Annotated in this window: 3 protein-coding genes; 1 reads left to right on the forward strand and 2 read right to left on the reverse strand. The window is 74.4% G+C overall.

Annotation, left to right across the window (positions count from 1 at the left end):
* Positions 1-11,347: amino acid adenylation domain-containing protein (locus WBA97_RS33765; RefSeq protein WP_424235048.1), on the reverse strand; the 11,347-nt coding region annotated here is incomplete at its 3' end.
* Positions 11,344-12,588 carry a cytochrome P450 gene (locus WBA97_RS33770; RefSeq protein WP_424235049.1) on the reverse strand — a complete coding sequence of 415 codons (1,245 nt, stop codon included), beginning with the start codon at positions 12,586-12,588 and terminating at the stop codon, positions 11,344-11,346. The genes WBA97_RS33765 and WBA97_RS33770, both read right to left, overlap by 4 nt.
* 359 nt (positions 12,589-12,947) lie before the next feature.
* Here WBA97_RS33770 and WBA97_RS33775 point away from each other — a divergent pair.
* On the forward strand, positions 12,948-19,840 hold a 6,893-nt coding region (locus tag WBA97_RS33775), incomplete at its 3' end, for an amino acid adenylation domain-containing protein (protein ID WP_424235050.1).

A 19,840-nucleotide genomic window follows, 5' to 3' on the forward strand; every position in this document is an offset into this window, starting at 1 on the left:
CCGTCCACCGCACCAGGTCGCCGGTGCGGTACAGCCGGGCGCCGGGCGGGCCCGCTGGGTCCGCGACGAACCGGCTCGCGGTCAGCCCTGGCTTGCCGAGGTAGCCGCGGGCGAGCCCGGGGCCGCCGACGTACAGCTCGCCGAGCACGCCCGGCGGGACGGGCCGCAGTCGCTCGTCAAGCACCCGCACCCGGGCCGCGCCGCACGACGTGCCGATGGCGGGCAGGTCGCCGGGGGCGAGCGGATCGCTCATGGTGGCGCAGACGGTGGTCTCGGTGGGCCCGTAGGCGTTGACCAGCCTTCGCCCGCCCGCCCAGCGCCGCACCGCGTCGGCGGGCAGTGCCTCACCGGCCACGACTAGCGTCGCGACGGACAGCAGCCCGTCGGCGGTCAGGAGCGGGAGGACGACCGGTGGGAGGGTGACATGGGTAATCCGCTGCCGCTCGATCACCCTGGCGAGCGGCTCCCCCGGGGTCAGTTCCGCGCTGCTCGCGACCACCAGCTCGGCACCCGCGAGCAGCGCGACGCACAGTTCGGAGAAGGTCGCGTCGAACGCCGGTGAGGCGAACTGCAGCACCCGGTCGCCGCACCGCACGGCGAACCGCTCGATCTGGCTCGCGGCGAGGTTCGCGATCCCGGCATGGGTGACGACCACGCCCTGCGGCACGCCGGTGGAGCCGGAGGTGTGGATGACGTACGCGGGGTGGTCCGGCCGCAACGGCCGGACCCGGTCGGCATCCGACGGGTCCGTGTCCCGGGCGCCCGCGACGGCGGTCACCACGGCCGGGTCGTCGAGGACCAGTGCCGCGGTGGGGAGCGCCGGTGCCGTCGCGGCGTCGGCCAGCACCACCGCGGGGGCGGACTCGGCGAGCACCCGGGCGGTCCGCGCGGCCGGGTAGGCCGGATCGACCGGAAGGTAGGCCGCACCGGCAGCGAGTACGCCGAGCAGCGCCACCACCAGCTCGGGGCCGCGGGGCAGGGCGACGGCGACGATGTCCTCGGGGCCGATGCCCGCCGCGATGAGGTGGTGGGCGAGCCGGTTGGCCCGGCGCCGGAGGACGTCGTAGGTCATGGTCTCGTCGCCGTGGCGGACCGCGACGTGGTCGGCCACCCCGCCCGCCGCGGTGGCGAACAGCGCGGGGAACGTCGTCACCGCCTGCCGGGCGGGCACCCGGCCCGCACCGAGCCGGCGTTCGTGGTCGAGGAGCACGTCGTGGTCGCCGATCGGGCGGTCCGGGGCGGCCACCGCGGCGGTCAGCAGGTGCCGCAGGCGCGCCACGATCTCCGTCGCGGTCTCGCGGTCGAACAGGTCGTCGCGGTAGCGCAGCCGTCCGGTGATCCCGGCCTCGGCACCGGTCCCCGTGAACCGTTCGTGGAGGGCGAACTCCAGGTCGAACGTGGCGGCGCCGACCTCTACCTCGGGCACCGTCACGGACAGGCCGGGCAGCGACAGGTTGGGCGCGCGGTAGTTCTGCAGGGTCAGCAGCACCTGGCACAGCGGGTGCCTGCCCGTCGACCGCACCGGTGCGACCTCGGCGACCACCCGCTCGAACGGCACGTCCGCGTTGGCGTAGGCACCGAGCGCGGTGTCCGCGACCCGCCGGAGCAACTCGCCGAAGCCGGGGTCGCCCGCGGTGTCCACGCGCAGCACCAGTGTGTTGACGAAGAACCCGACGAGCCCGTCGAGCTTCTCGTCGACGCGGCCCGCGACCGGCGTGCCGATGGCGATGTCGTCGCCCGCGCCCAGCCGGTGCAGCAGCGCCGCGAGCGCCGCCCACAACACCATGGCCGGGGTCGCGCGGTGGGCGCGGGCCAGCGCGGCGAGGTCCCGGTGCAGGTCCGCGGGCAGCTCGACCGGCACCTGACCGCCCTGTCCCACCGGCATTGCGGGGCGTGGCCGGTCGGTCGGCAGCACCAGCTCCTGCGGCAGATCCGCGAGCCGGGTCCGCCAGTAGGCAAGCTGCCGGGCCAGCGGGGCATTGTCGTCCTCGGCCGGATCGCCGAGCAGTTCCCGCTGCCACAGCGTGTAGTCCACATAGGACACGGGAAGCGGCGTCCAGTCCGGTGCCGTACCGGAGAGCCGCGCCCGGTAGGCGAGGCCGAGGTCGTGCGCGAGCGGGGCGGCGGACGCGCCGTCGGCGATGATGTGGTGCAGCACGAGCGCCAGCACGTGCTCGTCCGGCGCCACCCGGAAGAGGCAGGCGCGGACCGGTGGCGCGGCCGCCAGGTCGAACGGCTCGGCCATCGCCTCGGCGAGGCCGTCGGCGGGCATCGTCGTCGCTCGCAGGTCTAGCCGCCACGACGGCAGGACCCGTTGGTACGGCCCGAGATCGTCGGCCGGGAACGTGGTGCGCAGTGCCTCGTGCCGGGCCACGATGTCGTTGAGCGCCGCGGCCAGGGCATCCGGGTCGAGCGTGCCCGTGAGCTGCACGGCGAACAGGACGTTGTGGGCGGTGTGGAGCCGGTGCAGCAGCCAGAGCCGTTGCTGTGCGAAGGAGAGCGGTACCCGGTCCGGACGGTTGACCGCGGTCAGCTCGGCCCGCCGGACGCCCAGCCCGTCGAGGCGCCCTGCGATCCCCGCGGGGGTCGGCGACTCGAAGACCGACCGCAGCGGCAGCTCCACCCCGAACGCCGCGCGGACCGCGTTGACGAGCTTGGTCGCGAGCAGGCTGTGCCCGCCGAGCGCGAAGAAGTCGTCGTCCGCGCCGACGGACGGCAACCCGAGCACCCGCGCGAACGCGTCGCACAGCCGGGCCTCGACGTCGGAGCGAGGTGCCCGGCCCGACGCGACGGTGCCCGCCGGGGCAGGCAGTGCGCGGCGGTCGAGCTTGCCGTTGGCGTTGCGCGGCAGCTCGTCGAGCACAACGACCTGCGCGGGCACGAGGTGGGCGGGGAGCCGCCGGGCGAGTCCGGCGATCAGCTCGGCGGGCTCCGGGGCCGCACCGGGTGCCGCGGCGACATAGCCGACGAGCCTGTGGTTGTCCGTGCCCGCGTCCCGGGCGACGACCGCCGCCGCCGCGACCCCGGGCAGCGCCGCCAGCCCGCGCTCGACCTCGCCGGTCTCGATCCGGAACCCGCGCACCTTCACCTGGTCGTCGACGCGCCCGAGGTAGGTGAGCTGACCGTCGGTGCTCCACCGCACCAGGTCACCGGTGCGGTACATGCGTTCCTCGGCACCGAACGGGCAGGCGACGAACCGGCTCGCGGTGAGCCCGGGCCGGTTGAGGTACCCGTCCGCGACACCCGCGCCCGCGAGGTACAGCTCGCCCGCCACCCCGGCCGGGACCGGGCGCAGCCGGTCGTCGAGGACGTAGGCCCGCGTGTTCGGCAGTGGCCTGCCGATGGGCGGCGCGATCATCCCCGTGCCCGGCAGGTCGCACCACTCGGCGGAGTAGACGGTCGCTTCGGTCGGCCCGTAGATGTTGGCGAGCCGCGCGTCCGGCAGTGCCGTGCGGACCTGCCGGACCACGCTCGCGGGCAGCGCCTCGCCGGCGAGCACCACCCACCGGGCCGACAGCCCGGCGGGCCCGGCCCGCAGGAGGCTCGACAGCACCGACGGCACGCCGCTGACGAGGCTGCCAGCGAAGGGCCGCTCGGTGAGTGCGAGCAGGTCGGCGACGACCTCCACCTGCCCGCCGACGAGCAGCGGCGCGAAGACCTCGAACACGGAGACGTCGAAGCACAGCGAGGTCGAGGCGAGCACGTGCGCCAGCCCGTCCGCGCCGAACCGGTCCCGCGCCCACTCGAGGAGGTCGAGCAGGGCGGGCCGGGGCACCACGACACCCTTGGGCCGGCCGGTCGAGCCGGACGTGTAGATCACGTAGGCCGGGCCGTCGCCTTCGGGCCGCCCGAGGTTCGCCGGGGACAGCACGGCCAGCCGTTCGATGGTCGCCGGCGCGTCCAGCGACAGCGTCCCCGGTTCGCCCGCACGGAACCCGCCCGCGCCGAGCACGACCGCGGGTGCGCTGTCCGCGAGCATGAGCGCGGTCCGCTCCGCCGGGTACGCCGGGTCGAGCGGCAGGTACGCGGCACCCGTCTTGAGCACCGCGATCGACGCCACGACCATCTCCACCGTCCGCGGCAGGCCGAGCGCCACGATCCGGCCGAGCCCGGCGCCGTGCTCGGCGAGCAGGCGGGCGAGGCGGTTGGCGCGGGCGTTCAGCCCGGCGTAGGTGAGCCGGGTGGTGCCGTCGGTGACGGCGGGCAGGTCCGGTCCGGCGGCGACGCGCTCCTCGAAGCGGGCCGAGAACGACCGCTTCCCCGCCGGCCGCTGCGCGCCCTGCCAGCCGGCCAGCAGGTCGGCGCGTTCGGCCGCGGTGAGGATCTCCAGGTCGCCGACCGGGCGGGCGGGCTCGGCCACCGCCGCGGTCAGCAGGCGCACGAAGCGGTCCGCGAAGGTCGCCGCGGTGTGGCGGTCGAACATGTCGGTGCGGTAGCCGAGCGCGCCCGCCATGCCGTCCGGGTCACCGGTGCTCGAGAACCGCTCGACCAGCTCGACGTCCAAGTCGAACTTGGCCGACGGCGAGGTCACGTCGACGCCGCGCACCCGCAGCCCGGGCAGCGCGGGGGTGCGGCCGGGCTCGGGGCGCACCGCGAGCATGACCTGGAACAGCGGGTGCCGGGCCAGCGACCGCGCCGGGTTGAGCACCTCGACGAGCAGCTCGAACGGGACATCGGAGTTGCCGAACGCGGCGAGGTCGGCGCTCGTCACCCGCTCGGCCAGCTCGGCGAAGGTCGGCGCGCCGGAGGTGTCGGTGCGCAGGACCACCGTGTTGACGAAGAACCCGACGAGGTCGTCGAGCGCGGCATCGGCGCGCCCGGCGACGGGCGTGCCGACGACGATGTCGGTACCGGCGCCGAGCCGGTGCAGCAACGCGGCGAGCGCGGTGTGCACGACCATGAACACGGTCGTGCCGCGCTCCCTGGCGAAGCGGGTGACCGCGGTGTGCGTCTCCCTCGGCAGCGCGAACCGCACCACGTCGCCGCGGTGGTCGGCGCGCACCGGCCGGGCGCGGTCGGCGGGCAGGGCGAGCTCGGGCGGCGCGCCGTCGAGGATCTCCCGCCAGTGGTCGAGCTGCCGGGCAAGCCGGGAGTCGCCCTCCGGCTCCCCCAATACCTCGCGCTGCCACAGGGTGAAGTCGGCGTACTGCACCGGCAGCGGCGGCTGGTCCGGAGCCTTCTTCTCGCGCCGGGCGCGGTACGCGGTCTCCAGGTCCGCAGCCAGCGGCGCCATCGACCAGCCGTCGGAGGCGATGTGGTGCACGACGACCGCGAGCACGTGCTCGGTGGCGCCCAGGCGGTACAGAGCCGCCCGTACCGGCAGCTCACCGGTCAGGTCAAACGGCCGCGCACACAGCTCGGTGACCACAGTGGACAAACCGGGCTTCGCCACGTCGACGACCGGGAGCGGCAGCGCCTCCGGGGTGATCGCCTCGGGCGAGCGGACGACCTGTGCCGGTTCGCCGTCGTGCTCGGGGAAGGTCGTGCGCAGCGACTCGTGCCGCACCACGACGTCGCGCAAGGCCTCTCCCAGTGCCGCACCGTCAAGCTCGCCGGACAGCTGCAGCACCACGGGGATGTGGTACGCGGCGCCCTCCTCGTCGAGCCGGTTGAGGAACCACAACCGGCGCTGGGCGTACGACACCGGAAGCACATCCGGCCGTGGCCGCGAGGTGAGCGCGGGCTGGGCCGGGGCCGCGTGGTCGAGCCGGGCCGCGAGGTCGGCGACCGTCGGCGCGTCGAACACCGTGCGGACGTCGAGCTCCAGCCCGAAGGTCGTTCGGATCGCGTTGACGAGCCGGATGGCGAGCAGCGAATGCCCGCCGAGGACGAAGAAGTCGTCGTCGGCGCCCACCGGCCGCACGTCGAGCACGCGCTCGTACACCTCGCACAGCCGCCGCTCCCGCTCGGTCTCCGGCGGGCGGCCGCCCCCGGACGGCGCCTCGGGCACGGGCAGGGCGTCGCGGTCGAGCTTTCCGTTGGCGTTGACCGGGAACCGGTCGAAGGCGACCATGTCTGCGGGCACCATGTACTCGGGCAGCCGTTCCCGAAGGAACACCCGCAGCGCGGCGGTCAGGTCCCCCGCCGCACGCAACACGGACGGGTCGTTCGCCGCGGGACCCGCCGTGGCCTCCCCGTCCGCGGTGGAGTACCGGCGCGGCGGCGTGCCGCGCGGGACGAAGAGCACGTCCAGCTCCCCGGGCGCACCGCCGCCGTTCCAGGTGACCACGGTGTCGTGGCCGTGCGCGGCACCCGCGGCGACCAGGTCGTCCGGCTCCACCCCGGCACGCTCGGCGGCGGCTGCCCGGACGGCATCGAGCGGCTCGCCCGCCCGGAGTGCCCGGTCCGCTGCGGCCTCGGCCGCCACCCGGGCGTTGGGTACGCCGGTCACGCGCAGCGGTGCCGCGCCGCCGAGCACCGCTCTCAGCGCATCCACGTCGGACACGTCGGTGGCCCACCGCAGGCGCGGCACGCCCGCTATGTCGACCGCCTCACCCTGGTAGAGCACGACGTCGTAGCGGTACCGGCTCAGCTCGTTGTCGTACCCGCCCTGCTTGACCCGGACCTCCGCGCCGCCGATCCCGGCACGGGTAGCGCCGAAACGGTGCCAGTACGCGGGCCCGACGAGCAACTCCTTCTCCCGGCGCACGTCCCACGCGACGGCCCGCCGCAACGTGGCCGCGTCCGCCGCGTCGCCGCGCGCCAGCCGTACGCCGGTGCGGAACGGGCGCAGCAGGTCGTGGTTGCGGACGTCGCCGACGAAGATCGCGCCGCCTGGCGCGAGCAGGCCGGTGAGCCCGTCGAGCACGGTGTCCAGGTAGCCCGTGTTCGGGAAGTACTGGGTCACCGAGTTCAGCACGATCGTGTCGAAGTACCCGGCGGGCAGGCCGGCCAGGTCGTCGGCGACCCGCACCGACAACCGCACCACACCGGCGAGGTCCGGGCGATCCGCCAGCTGGGCCCGCAGTGTCTCGACGGCCTCCGGTGAGAAGTCGGCCGCCCAGTACTCCGCGCAGTGCGGCGCGACGCCCGCGAGGATCAGCCCGCTGCCCACGCCGATCTCGAGGACCCGGCGCGGCCGCAGCGCCAATACACGCTCCACTGTGGACTGACGCCAGGAGCGCATGTCGTCGAGCGGGATCGGCTCGCCGTCGTAGCTGCTCACCCAGCCGGAGAAGTCCTCGCCCAGCGCGGCCCGCAGCCCGCCGCCGTACATGCCCGCGTAGATCCGGCGCCACTCGTCGACCTGCGCCTGCTCACGGGTCCCGGCGTCCCGGGACTCCGGGACGACGTAGGCCACGAGCACCCGCTCGCCCGCCGCGTCCTGGCGCGCGAGCACCTCGACCTCGGCGACCCCGGAGTGGCTCGCGACCACCGCGGCTACCTCGCCGGGCTCCACCCGGAACCCGCGCACCTTCACCTGGTCGTCGGCACGGCCGAGGAACTCCAGCGCCCAGTCCGCGTTCCACTTCACCACGTCGCCCGTGCGGTACATCCGGTCCCCCGGCGCCCCCCACGGGTCGGCGACGAACCGGCTCGCGGTCAAGCCGGGCTGGTTCTCGTAGCCGCGCGCCAGCCCGGCGCCCGCGAGGTAGAGCTCCCCGGGGACACCCGGCGGCACCGGGCGCAGCGCGGTGTCCAGCACGTAGGTCCGGGTGCCGGTGAGCGGGCGACCGATGGGCAGGCGCGTAGCCGCCCGGTACGGGCCGTGCACCTCGTGCTGTGTCGCGCACAACGTCATCTCCGTCGGCCCGTACAGCTGGCGGACCACGGCGCCGCAGGTGTGGTCGAGGACCCGTGCCACGGCGGTCGGCGACACCACGTCGCCGCCGGTCAGGATCTCCCGCACGCCGGCGAGGCTCTCGGGTGCCTCCTCCGCGACGACCCGGAACAGCCCGGCCGTCAGGTGGACCGCGGTGATCCCCTCCCGTGCCACGAGCGCGCCGAGCGCCGCGACGTCCAGCCGGCCGGGAGGTGCGAGGACGACCTCGCCGCCGGTCACGAGCGGCACGAACAGCTCGTAGTCGGCGATGTCGAAGGCGTGCGGGGCGTGCAGCAGCACCCGCTCGTGGTTCCCGTTGTCCCAGCACGGATCCGTGACCAGCGCGACCACGTCTCGGTGCGGGACCGCGACTCCCTTCGGCGTGCCGGTCGAGCCCGACGTGTACATCACGTACGCGAGCCGGGCCGGGCCGACGGCGACGGCCGGGTCGTGCGCGGGCAGGCCCGCGACCTCCGCGTCCCACTGCTCGTCCACCACGAGCGTCGGCACGTCGTGCGGGAGCGCGGTGGCGGCCATGGCGTGGTCGGTGAGCAGCACCTCCGCACCGGTGTCCCGCAGCACCCACGCCAGCCGGTCCGGCGGGTACGCGTCGTGGAGCGGAACGTAGCAACCGCCCGCCTTGAGCACGGCAAGGGTCGCCACCACGAGGTCGGTCGACCGGGCCATGAACAGCCCGACCCGGCTCTCCGGCCCTGCCCCGGCAGCGAGCAGCCAGTGTGCGAGCTGGTTCGCGCGCTCGTGCAGCTCCCGGTGGGTCAGTGCCTGCCCGCCGCACCGCACGGCGACCGCGCCGGGCCGCGCCGCGGCCACCTCGGCGAGCAGCCTGTGCAGGGTGTCCGGCCGAGGGGTGCGGGGTGTCCAGGTGCCGGTCAGTCGCCGCCGTTCGTCGCCGGTCAGCAGCTCCACCGTGCCGACCCGGCGCCGGGGGTCGGCGGCGACCGCGTCGAGCAGCCGCACCAGCCGGGTCGCGATCGACTCGACGGTGGCGCGGTCGAACAGGTCGGTGCGGTACTCGACGACGCCGGTCACACCCTCCGGCGCGCGCTCATCGCCGAACCGCTCCCGCACGTTGAACGCGAGGTCGAACTTGGCCGTGCGCAAGGGATCCCACGCCGCGGCGACCGTGAGCCCCGGGAAGTCCAGAGCGGGTGGCTCGTTGTTCTGGAGCGCGAGGAACACCTGGAACATCGGGTGCTGCGCGAGCGACCGGGCGGGGTTCAGCAGCTCGACGAGCCGCTCGAACGGCAGGTCCTGGTTGGCGTAGGCGGCGAGGTCCGTCTCGCGCACCCGGGCCAGCAGCTCGGCGAAGGTGGGGTCGCCGCTCGTGTCGGTGCGCAGCACGAGGCTGTTGACGAAGAACCCGACGAGGTCGTCCAGCGCGTCGTCACCGCGCCCCGAGATCGGGCTGCCGAGCGGGAGGTCGGTGCCAGCACCGAGCCGGGTGAGCAGCGCCGCCAACCCGGCCTGCAGCACCATGAACATGCTGACGTTGTGCCGCACTGCGAGCGCGTGCAGCCGGTTGTGCAGGTCCGCGCCGATCTCCAGGCGAACGGTCCCGCCGGTGAAGTCCGCTACGCGAGGGCGCGGGCGGTCCACGGGCAGCGGCAGCTCGGCGGGCAGGTCCGCCAGCGCCGTGCGCCAGTGGTCCAGCTGGGCGGCGAGCACGCTGCCCGGCTGGACCTCGGCGCCGAGCACCTCACGCTGCCAGAGGGTGTAGTCGGTGTACTGGACCGGCAGAGGCGCCCAGCCGGGTGCACGGCCCTCGGTCCTGGCCAGGTAGGCGGTGGCGAGGTCGCGGGCGAGCGGTGCCATGGACGCGCCGTCGCAGGCGATGTGGTGCACGACGATCAGCAGCACCTGCTCGCCGGGCCCGGTGGCGAACAGGCCGGCACGCAGCGGTGTCTCGGCGGTGAGGTCGAACCCGGCGGACGCGGCGTCGGTGAGCGCCGCGTCCAGCTCCGCGCCGGTCACCCGCGTGACGGTCAACGCGGGCTCCCGGCCGGGCAACACGCGCTGCCACGGCTCGCCGTCGGCCTCCGGGTAGACCGTTCGCAGCGTTTCGTGGCGGGCGACCACGTCGCCGAGCGCGGCCCGCAGCGCGTTCTCGTTGAGCTTTCCGTTGAGGCGCAACGCGATCGCCACGTTGTAGGCGGCGCCCGCGTCGAGCCGGTTGAGGAACCACAGCCTGCGCTGGCTGAACGACAGCGGCGGCCGTTCCGGGCGCACGGCCGGGCGCAGCGGCGGCCGGGCACCGGCCGCCGCGGTGAGGCGGGCGGCGAGCGCGGCCACGGTCGGCGCCTCGAAGATCGCCCGCACGGGCAGCTCGACACGCAGCCGGGAGCGGATGCCGTTGGCCAGGCGGGTGGCGAGCAGCGAGTGCCCGCCGAGGGCGAAGAAGCTCTCGTCGATGCCCACCTCGGCGCGGCCGAGGAGCTGCCCGAACAGCTCGCAGAGGATCTCCTCCTCCGGCGTGCGGGCGACCCGGCCGCCGGTGGCTGGGCCGGGTTCGACGACCGGGAGTGCCCGCCGGTCGAGCTTTCCGTTGGGGGTGCGGGGAAGCGTGTCGAGGACCACGACCACGGCAGGCACCATGTACCCGGGCAGCACGCGTTCCGCGTGTGCCCGTACGCCGGCCGGGTCAAGCGTCCGCCCCGGCCGCGGCACGAGGTACCCGACCAGGTGCCGGTCGTCCCCGGTGCCCCGCACGGCCGCCGCGGCAGCGGCCACCCCGGGATGCTGGGCGAGCACGGCCTCGACCTCGCCCAGCTCGATCCGGAACCCGCGGATCTTCACCTGGTCGTCGGTCCGTTCCAGGTACGCGAGCCGGCCGTCGCGGCCCCACCGGACCAGGTCGCCGGTGCGGTACATCCGGTCCCCGGGCGGGCCGAACGGGTCGGCGACGAACCGGGTCGCGGTCAGCTCAGCCCGCCCGTGGTAGCCACGGGCCACGCCGGTCCCGGCGATGTACAGCTCCCCGGCCGCGCCGACGGGTACCGGCCGCAGCGCGTGGTCGAGGACGTGGACACGGGTGTTGGCGAGTGGCCGCCCGATCGGCGGCCTGCCCGGCTCGTCGGTGAGCACCGCCGAGGTCGACCACACGGTCGTCTCGGTCGGACCGTACAGGTTGGTGGCCTGGCGGGTCCGGGTCCGCAGCCGTGCCGCGAGCGGCTCGGACAGCGCCTCGCCGCCGACGAGCGCGCGTACCCCGTCGAGCCCGGGACTCTCCGCCGCCATCAGGCCCTGCCACAGCGACGGCGTCGCCTGCAGCACCGTGGCGCCGCTGTCCCGGGCAAGGGCCGCGAGCTCGTCCGGCTCGTGCCCGATCCCGTCCGGGGCGAGCACGAGCCGGCCGCCGGTGGTGAGCGGCAGCAGCAGCTCCAGGCCCGCGATGTCGAAGCCGAAGGTGGTGACCGCGAGGAAGCGGTCGTCCTCGGTGAACGGCAGCCTGCCCGCGAAGTCGTCGAGCAGGTTCGCGAGCGCGGCGTGCGGAACGACCACGCCCTTGGGTTCACCCGTGGAGCCCGAGGTGTAGATGACGTACGCGGCGGTGCGGTCCACGCTCATCGGTGCACACCGGCGCGGACGGGATCCGCGGTGACCGGGAGCCTGGCCGGGCCGAGCAGCCCGATCGGCCGGTGGAACTCGATACCGCCGCCGTGGTGGACAGTGATCCGCTCGAACCGGTCCGCCAGCGCGGCGACCGCGACGCGTGCCTCCAGGCGGGTCAGGGCCGCGCCGAGGCAGTAGTGGATGCCCTTGCCCAGTGCGAGGTGGCGGGCCGGCTTGCGGTGGATGTCGAACTCCGCCGGACGGTCGAACCAGGCCCCGTCGCGGTTGGCGGAGGCGACCCACACGCAGACCGGCGACCGCGCCGGAATCACCACCCCGGCGATCTCGGCGTCCCGGGTGGTGATCCGCTGGTCACGCACCAGCGGGGGCCGCCACCGCAGCACCTCCTCGATCGTGCCGGGCACCAGCTCCGGACTGCGCCACACCAGGTCGCGCACCGCCGGGTGCTCGTCCAGGCACATCACGATGTTGCCGATCAGGATCGAGCCCGGCAGGTACCCGGCGAGCAGGAACATGCTGATGACGCCGAGGATCTCGTCGTCGCCGAGCCTGCGGCCGGCCACCTCGGCCGTCGTGAGGTTGCTCGTGAGGTCCTCGCCGGGATGCGCGCGGCGCGCCCGGATGTGCGCCCCCAGGTACTCCGCGACCTCGGCGAGCAGCACACCGATCCGCTGCATGGCCGCCTCGTCCGCGACACCGAGCGACCCGGTGGGCTTCGCGTTGAGCAGGGTGGCGGCCCAGCGCGCGAACAGGGTGTGGTCGCTGTCCGGGATACCGAAGAGCTCGGCGATCGTGGTGGCCGTGAGCGGTGCGGCGTAGTCGTCGACGAGGTCGAACGCCTGCTCGCCGGTGCCCGCGCGCTCGGCGACCGCGTCGAGCAGGGTGGTCGCCGTGTGTTGGAGCCGCGGCTCCAGGTTCGTCACGACCCGCGGCGTGAACGCGGTGTTGATCAGGCCGCGCAGCTCCGTGTGCCGGGGTGGGTCGATGCCCGCGAGGTGCCCGGACGCGGCGGCGGCGAGCTGCTGCTGGCCGGCCGGGATGTAGGCGTTGACGTCGCTGGAGTAGGTCTCGTGGTCGGTCAGGACGCTCACGGCCTCGTCGGCGCCGAACACCTCCCACACGCCCGGCTGCTCGCTCGGTCCGACGGCGGCCAGCGCGCGGCGCCCGTCGAGATATTCGAAGAGAGTTCGAATACGCAGGTCGAACGATAATTCGGACAGCACTTCAAGATTCATTGTCTACGGATCCCCCAGGCCGCGACCGGCGCCCGGCCGCACGCGAACAATGCGTGAATTGCGAATTAGCTGCGCGTCTCCCCAGACTGTCGCCCCGATAAGCCGGCCCCCATTGGCTATCGCGACGGTAGCCACGACGTCCCGGGGCTGTCAACGGCGGACGGCATCCGAGATTCCCCTTTGCCTGCTCGGGCATGCGGGGTATCGTGGCATCGCGGGCTACCTGGGGGAGGTTTCGTGCGCGCCGTTGAATCACACCGTTTTCCGGGTGGGTCCCATTTATCCATTGTGGACGCAGCAGCCATCTGAGCAAACGGGGAATTCACGCAATGTCAGCAGGTCGAGGCAGAATTCTGCCCTTGTCCAGCGCGCAGTCCGGCATGTGGCTGGCGCAGGAGTTCGCACACGCCGGGCTCGACTACAGCATCGCGGAGTACGTCGAGATCATCGGGACCCTGGAGGTCGCCGCGTTCCGCCGTGCGGCCCAGATCGCGTACCGCGACACGGACGCGGGCCACGTGCGCATGATCGACGACGGAGACGGTCCGGTCCAGGTGCTCAGCGACGATCCGCTGGTGCTCCCGTACGTCGACCTGAGCGGCGAGCCGGACCCGGTCGAGGCGGCCGACGACTGGATGGCGAACCAGCTGGCCACCGTCATTGACCCCGCGCGCGGTCGACTGTACGCCACCGCCCTGCTGCGCGTGGCGGAGCGGGTGCACCGGTGGTACCTGCGGTGCCATCACGTGATCTTCGACGGGTTCAGCGCGGCGCTGTTCGTCGGCCGCGTCGCCGCCGAGTACACCGCCCTGACCACCGGTGGCGCCGAGCCGCGCGGGTTCGGCAGGCTCACCGACCTGCTCGCGCGGGACGAGACGTACCGGACCTCACAGGAGCGCGAACGGGACCGCGACCACTGGGCGGACGCCCTGCGCGACGCGCCGCCGCCGGTCAGCTTCGGCACGGCGGGTGCGCACACGCGCCAAGGGCACGCGGGCCGCATCCGGACGACCGAGCAGCTCGGCCCGGAGTTGGTCGCCCGCCTGGAACACGTCGCGAAGTCCTGCGGGACACCGGTTCCCGCGGTGGTGGCCGGTGCCGTGGCGGCCTACGTCGCGCGCCTCACCGGCGAACGCGAGGCGCTGCTGGGGTTCCCGGTCACCGCGCGGTTCGGCGCGGCCGCGAAACGCATCCCCGGCATGGTGTCGAACGTGGTGCCGCTGCGGGTCGCGGCGGACCCGGCCCAGCCACTGGGCGAGTTCCTTCCCGGGGTGGCCGCGGCGATGCGGACGGCGCTGCGCCACCAGCGGTACCCGTACGAGGAGCTCCGCCGCGATCTGCGGTTGTCCGAGCAGGGACAGCCCCTGGTCGGGCCGCACGTCAACGTGATGCTGACGGGCACCGGGCCGCGGTTAGGCGACTGCGTGGCGACCCGGCACAACCTCACCAACGGTCCGGTCGAGGACCTGGCGGTCGTCGTGTACGACGGGGTGGCCGGTGGCTGGCGCCTGGACATCGACGCCAACGACGAGCGCTACGACCGGGGTGACCTGGAGACCCACCGGCACGGGCTGTGCCACGTGCTCGACGGGATCGCGGCGGGTGGCCCGGCGAGCGTGGTCGGCGACCTCGACGTGCTCAGCGCCGGTGAACGGGACCTGGTGCGCACGGGCGCGTCCGGGCCGCCGGTGCCCGGCCACGACGTCACCGTCACGGCTCTGCTCGACGCACAGGTCGCCCGCACGCCGGAGCGGACCGCGGTCGTCGCCGGTGACGAGCGGCTGACCTACGCGGAGCTGGACCGGCGGGCGTGCCGGCTCGCCCGGCTGCTTGCCGCCCGGGGCATCGGGCCCGAAAGCGTGGTGGCGGTCGCGCTGCCGCGTTCCGCCGACCTGATGGTGACGCTGCTCGCGATCCTCAAGGCGGGCGCGGCGTACCTGCCGATCGACCCGGACCTGCCGCCCGGGCGGGTGGCGCGGTTGCTGGCCGACGCGCGCCCGGCGCTGGTGGTGACGCCCGCGGACACCGCGGCGGAGGTACCCGTGCTGGCGCTGGCCGACCCGGACGTGGTGCGGGCGCTGGATGCCGTGCCGGACACGGCGTTCGGCGACGCCGAGCGCACGCAACCGTTGCGGCCCGGGCATCCCGTGTACGTCATTTACACCTCCGGCTCGACCGGGGCACCCAAGGGTGTGGTGAACACGCACGCCGCAGTGGCGAACCGCCTGCTGTGGGCGCAGGACCGGCACCGGCTGTCCGGTGTGGACCGGGTGCTGCAGAAGACGTCCTGTGGTTTCGACGTGTCGGCGTGGGAGTTCTTCTGGCCGCTGATCGCCGGCGCGGAGCTCGTCTTGGCGCAGCCGGGCGGTCACAAGGACCCGGCGTACCTCGCGTCGGTCATCGCGGCGCACCGGGTCACCACTGTCCACTTCGTACCGTCGATGCTGAAGGTGTTCCTGGCCGAGCCGGGCGCGCGGGAGTGCACCAGCCTCCGGCGGGTGATCTGCAGCGGCGAGACGCTCTCCGCCGACCTGGCCCGGCAGTTCTTCGCGACGCTGGACTGCGAGCTGCACAACCTGTACGGCCCCACCGAGGCCGCCATCGACGTCACCGCGTGGCGGTGCGCGCCGGACGAGGCGGGGGCGCCGCCGATCGGCCGCCCGATCAGCAACGTCGGCGTCCACGTGCTCAACAAGGCGCTGCAGCCGGTGCCCGCGGGGGTGCCGGGCGAGCTGTACCTGACCGGCGCCGGGCTCGCCCGCGGCTACCTCGGCCGGGCCGCGTTGACCGCCGAGCGCTTCGTGGCGTGCCCGTTCGGCCCGCCGGGCACCCGGATGTACCGCACAGGCGACCTCGCGCGGTGGTCGCGCGACCGGCGCCTGCACTACCTGGGCCGCGAGGACGACCAGGTCAAGATCCGCGGTGTCCGGGTCGAGCCGGAGGAGATCGCGGTGGTGCTCCGCGGCCATCCGGAGGTTGCGGCGGCGGAGGTGGTCGCCCGCGCGGACCACGCTGGCAACCGGCAGCTCGTCGGGTACGTGGTGCCGGACCGGGCCGCGATCCGCGACGTGGACGGCACCCGGGTGCGCCAGTGGGAGGAGCTGTACCAGCACCTCTACACGACCGCGCCGGACCGGCCGCTCGGCGAGGACTTCGCGGGCTGGCAGTCCAGCTATGACGGGCGCCCGATCCCGCTCGACGAGATGCGCGCGTGGCGGGACGGCGCCGTGGCGCGGATCGCGGCGCTGCGCCCCCGGCGGGTGCTGGAGATCGGTGTGGGCAGCGGCCTGATCCTGTCCCGGCTGGTCGACGACGTGGCGAGCTACTGGGCGACCGACCTCTCGGCGGCGGCCGTCGAGACACTGCGCGCGCGGCTGGGCGAGCGGAGCGCGGACGTCGAGCTGTTCGCGCGGCCCGCCGACGACTTCACCGGCCTGCCGTGGGACTACTTCGACGTCGTCGTCCTCAACTCGGTCGTGCAGTACTTCCCGAGCTCGGAGTACCTGACGCGGGTGCTGGACGGCGCGCTGGGTGCGCTCGCGCCCGGCGGCGCGGTGTTCGTGGGGGACGTGCGGGATCTGCGGCTGCTGCGGACGTTCGAGACGGGCGTGCGGCTCGCCGCAGGCTCCGACACGGACGCGGCCGCGGTGCGGCGCGCCGTCGAGCACCGGGCCTTGCAGGAGAACGAGTTGCTCCTCGACCCCGCGTTCTTCACCGCGTTCGCCGCCGGTCACGACGCGGGCGCCGACATCCGGGTCAAGGACGGGCACTACGACAACGAGCTGAGCCGCTACCGCTACGACGTCACCCTGCACAAGGGTGGCGCCGAGTCGCTCGCCGGGCTGCCCGAACGGGAGTGGGATCCGGCGTGGCGTGCCGACGACATCGCGGCGCTGGCCACGAAACCCGTCCGGCTCACCGGGGTGCCCAACCGCCGGATCGCGGCGGAGAGTGCCGCGGCACGCGCGTTGTTCGCGGGCCGGCCCCTGCCCGAGGTCCGCGCCGCGCTCGCCGCCGCGCACGAGGGCCCCGACCGGTCCGTGTTCGCCGAGCTCGGTGCACGGACCGGCCTGGACGTGATCGTCACCTGGTCCGAGGCCGAGGACACCCTCGACGTGTTGTTCGTGCCGCCGGGCGACCGGCCGCGCACCGGGGTGTACCGGCCGCGCGGCACGGGCCGGCTCGCGTCCGACCCGCTGGTTGCGGCACGGATCGGCACGCTGGGCACCGCACTGCGCGGGCACGCTCGCGAGCGGCTGCCGGAGTACCTCGTGCCTGCCGCGGTCGTGGTCGTCGGCGAGCTGCCGGTCACGCCGAACGGCAAGCTCGACCGGGCCGCGCTGCCGGAGCCGGAGTTCGGCACGCACACGTCCGGCCGCGCGTCCGCGACCGCGCGGGAACGGTTGCTGTGCGATCTGTTCGCGGAGGTGCTCGGACTGCCCTCGGTGGGCCCCGACGACAGCTTCTTCGACCTCGGCGGCGACAGCATCAGCGCGATCCAGCTCACGAGCCGCGCGCGGCGGGCCGGGTTGTCGTTCAGCCCGGCCGACGTCTTCGCCAACCGGACGGTCGCACGTCTGGCCACTGTGGTCACTACGCCCCGTCCACTCGCGACACTGGACCCGGTCGGCCCGCTGCCCGCGACGCCGATCATGCGCGAGCTGCTCGACCTGGACGACCTCGACCCGGAGTTCAGCCAGAGCGTCACGCTCGTCGCCCCGGCCGGGCTCGACGAGGCGGCGCTGGTGGCCGCGGTCCGGGCGGTGCTGACCGCCCACGACGCGCTGCGCATTCGTTGGCGTGCCGGCGAACTGACGGTGGCCGGGCCCGAGGGGGTGACGGCGGCGGATCACGTCGAGCGCGTGCGGACCGAGGCGGCGGACGACGCGGCGGCGGAGTACGCCACTGCGTCCGCCGCACGCCTCTCCCCCGCCGACGGCCACCTGCTGCGGGTGGTGTGGCTGGACGCGGGGCCGGGGCGGCCGGGGCGGCTGGTGCTGACCGCGCACCACCTCGCGGTCGACGGCGTGTCGTGGCGGATCCTCGTACCGGACCTCGTCCGGGCGTACCGGGTGGCGGCGGCAGGCGGGACACCCGTGCTCACGCGCCCGCACACGTCCTACCGGGAGTGGGCCCACCGGCTGGCCGACCAGGCCGCGGCCCGGGCACCGGAGCGGCCACTGTGGACGGACGTGCTGCGGGCGGGCGGGCCCGCGCTCGCACCGCGCGCGCTGGACCCGGCCGTGGACACCGTTGCCACGCAACGAACACTGATCGCGACGCTGCCCGCGGACCTGCTGGACCGGGCGGCCGCGGCGTTCCACTGCGGCATCGACACCGTCCTCCTCAACCTGCTGGCGCGGGCCGTGGTCGGGTGGCGCGGCGCCGGGCCGGTGCTCGTGGATGTCGAGCGGCACGGCCGCGACGACGACGTCGCCAGCACCGTCGGCTGGTTCACCACACTCTTCCCGGTCCGGCTCGACGGCTGCCCCGGGACCCCGGGCGCCACGCTGAAGGCGGTCAAGGAACACCTCGCCACGATTCCCGCCGGTGGCAGCGGTTTCGGGCTGCTCCGGCACCTCGACCCCGCGGCCGCCCTCGCCGGGTTCCGCCGCCCCGAGCTGGCGTTCAACTACCTGGGCAGGCTCACGAACGGCACAGCCGACTGGGCACCCGTCGCGGGCGGGCTGTCGTGGCACGCCGGGGCGCACCGGCCGCTGGCGCACGCGATCGAGGTGAACGCGGCGGTGCGGCCGTGCGCGGACGGCGCCGAGCTGGCCACGCACTGGTCGTGGGCGGGCGCGCTGCTGTCCGAAGAGGACATACACGCGCTCGTCGGAGGCTGGGAGGCCGCGGCGCGGGCGCTCGCCGACCACCTCGACGAGCCGGGCGCGGGCGGGCACACGCCGTCCGACGTCCCGCTGGTCTCCGTCACGCAGGACGAGCTGGACCGCATCGAGGCCGCGTACCCCGGCCTCGAGGACGTTCTGCCGTTGACGCCGTTGCAGAGCGGGCTACTGTACCACTCCGAGTACGACCGCGGCCTGCCCGACCCGTATCACGTCCAGGTGGCGGTGACGGTCGAGGGCGCGTTGGACCTGGCGCGGCTGCGGGCCGCCGCGGCCGCTCTGGTCGACCGTCACCCAAGCTTGCGTGCCTCCGTGCTGCGGCGGGAGAACGGCGACGCCGTCCAGCTCGTGCAGTCCACTGTGGACGTCGAGGTCACCGTCGGCGCACCGCCGGACGAGGCTGGGGACATGGTCCGCCGGTTCGACCGGGGTGCGGCGCCGCTGCTGCGGATCACCGTGATCGAGCTCGGCGCGGACCGGTGGCGGATCGTGCTCACCAACCACCACCTCGTCCTCGACGGCTGGTCGATGCCGGTCGTCCTGCGCGAGCTGTTCGCGCTGTACACCGGCGCCACGCTGCCGCCCGCGCCCGACCCCGCCACGTACTACGCCTGGCTCGCCGAGCAGGACACTGACGCCGCCCGCGCGGCGTGGCGGGCCGAGCTGACCGGCGTCAGCGAGCCCACCCTGATCGCGGATGCCGACCCAGGCACACCGGTCCCGCCCGAAGAACACGTCCTACGGCTGGACGAGGATCTCACCGCCGCGCTGACCGAACGCGCACGCCGCCTCGAAACCACGGTCAGCACACTGTTCCTCGTCGCGTGGGGTGTGCTCCTGTCCCGGCTGACCGGCAGGCAGGATGTCGTGTTCGGCACGACCGTCGCGGGCAGGCCGCCGGGGCTGCCGGGCATCGAGACCATGGTCGGCACGTTCGTCAACACGGTGCCCGTGCGGGTGCGGGCGGGCGACGACGAGCCGCTGCGTGCACTCGTCACACGGCTCGGCGCGACCCGGGCCCGCCTCGGGGACCACGAGTTCCTCGGCCTCGCGGAGATCCAGCGGCTGGCCGGCACCGGCGGACCGCTGTTCGACACGCTCGTGGTGTTCGAGAACTACCCGGTCGACGGCCGCGACCTCGACGGCGCCGCCGGGCTGCGCGTGACCGACGTGCACACCCGGGACACCGTGCAGTACCCGCTGTCGCTGGTGGTGTTCCCCGGAGAGCGGCTGACACTGCGGGTGGGCTACCGGCCTGACGCGGTCGCGGCCGCCGAGGCACGCGCCTACGCCGCCGCGCTCGTCCGGCTCCTGACCACGCTCGCCGCGGCACCGGACGACCTGCCTGCCGGAGCTCTCGACGTGCTCGGCGCCGCGGAGCGCGAGGCGGTACTGGCCGCGAG

The organism is Actinophytocola sp. (assembly GCF_049647105.1).
Taxonomy (GTDB): domain Bacteria; phylum Actinomycetota; class Actinomycetes; order Mycobacteriales; family Pseudonocardiaceae; genus Actinophytocola.

Coding starts and splice junctions, on each gene's coding strand:
- WBA97_RS33770 (WP_424235049.1), bottom strand. CDS start 12,588: ATGAATCTTGAAGTGCTGTCCGAATTATCGTTCGACCTGCGTATTCGA.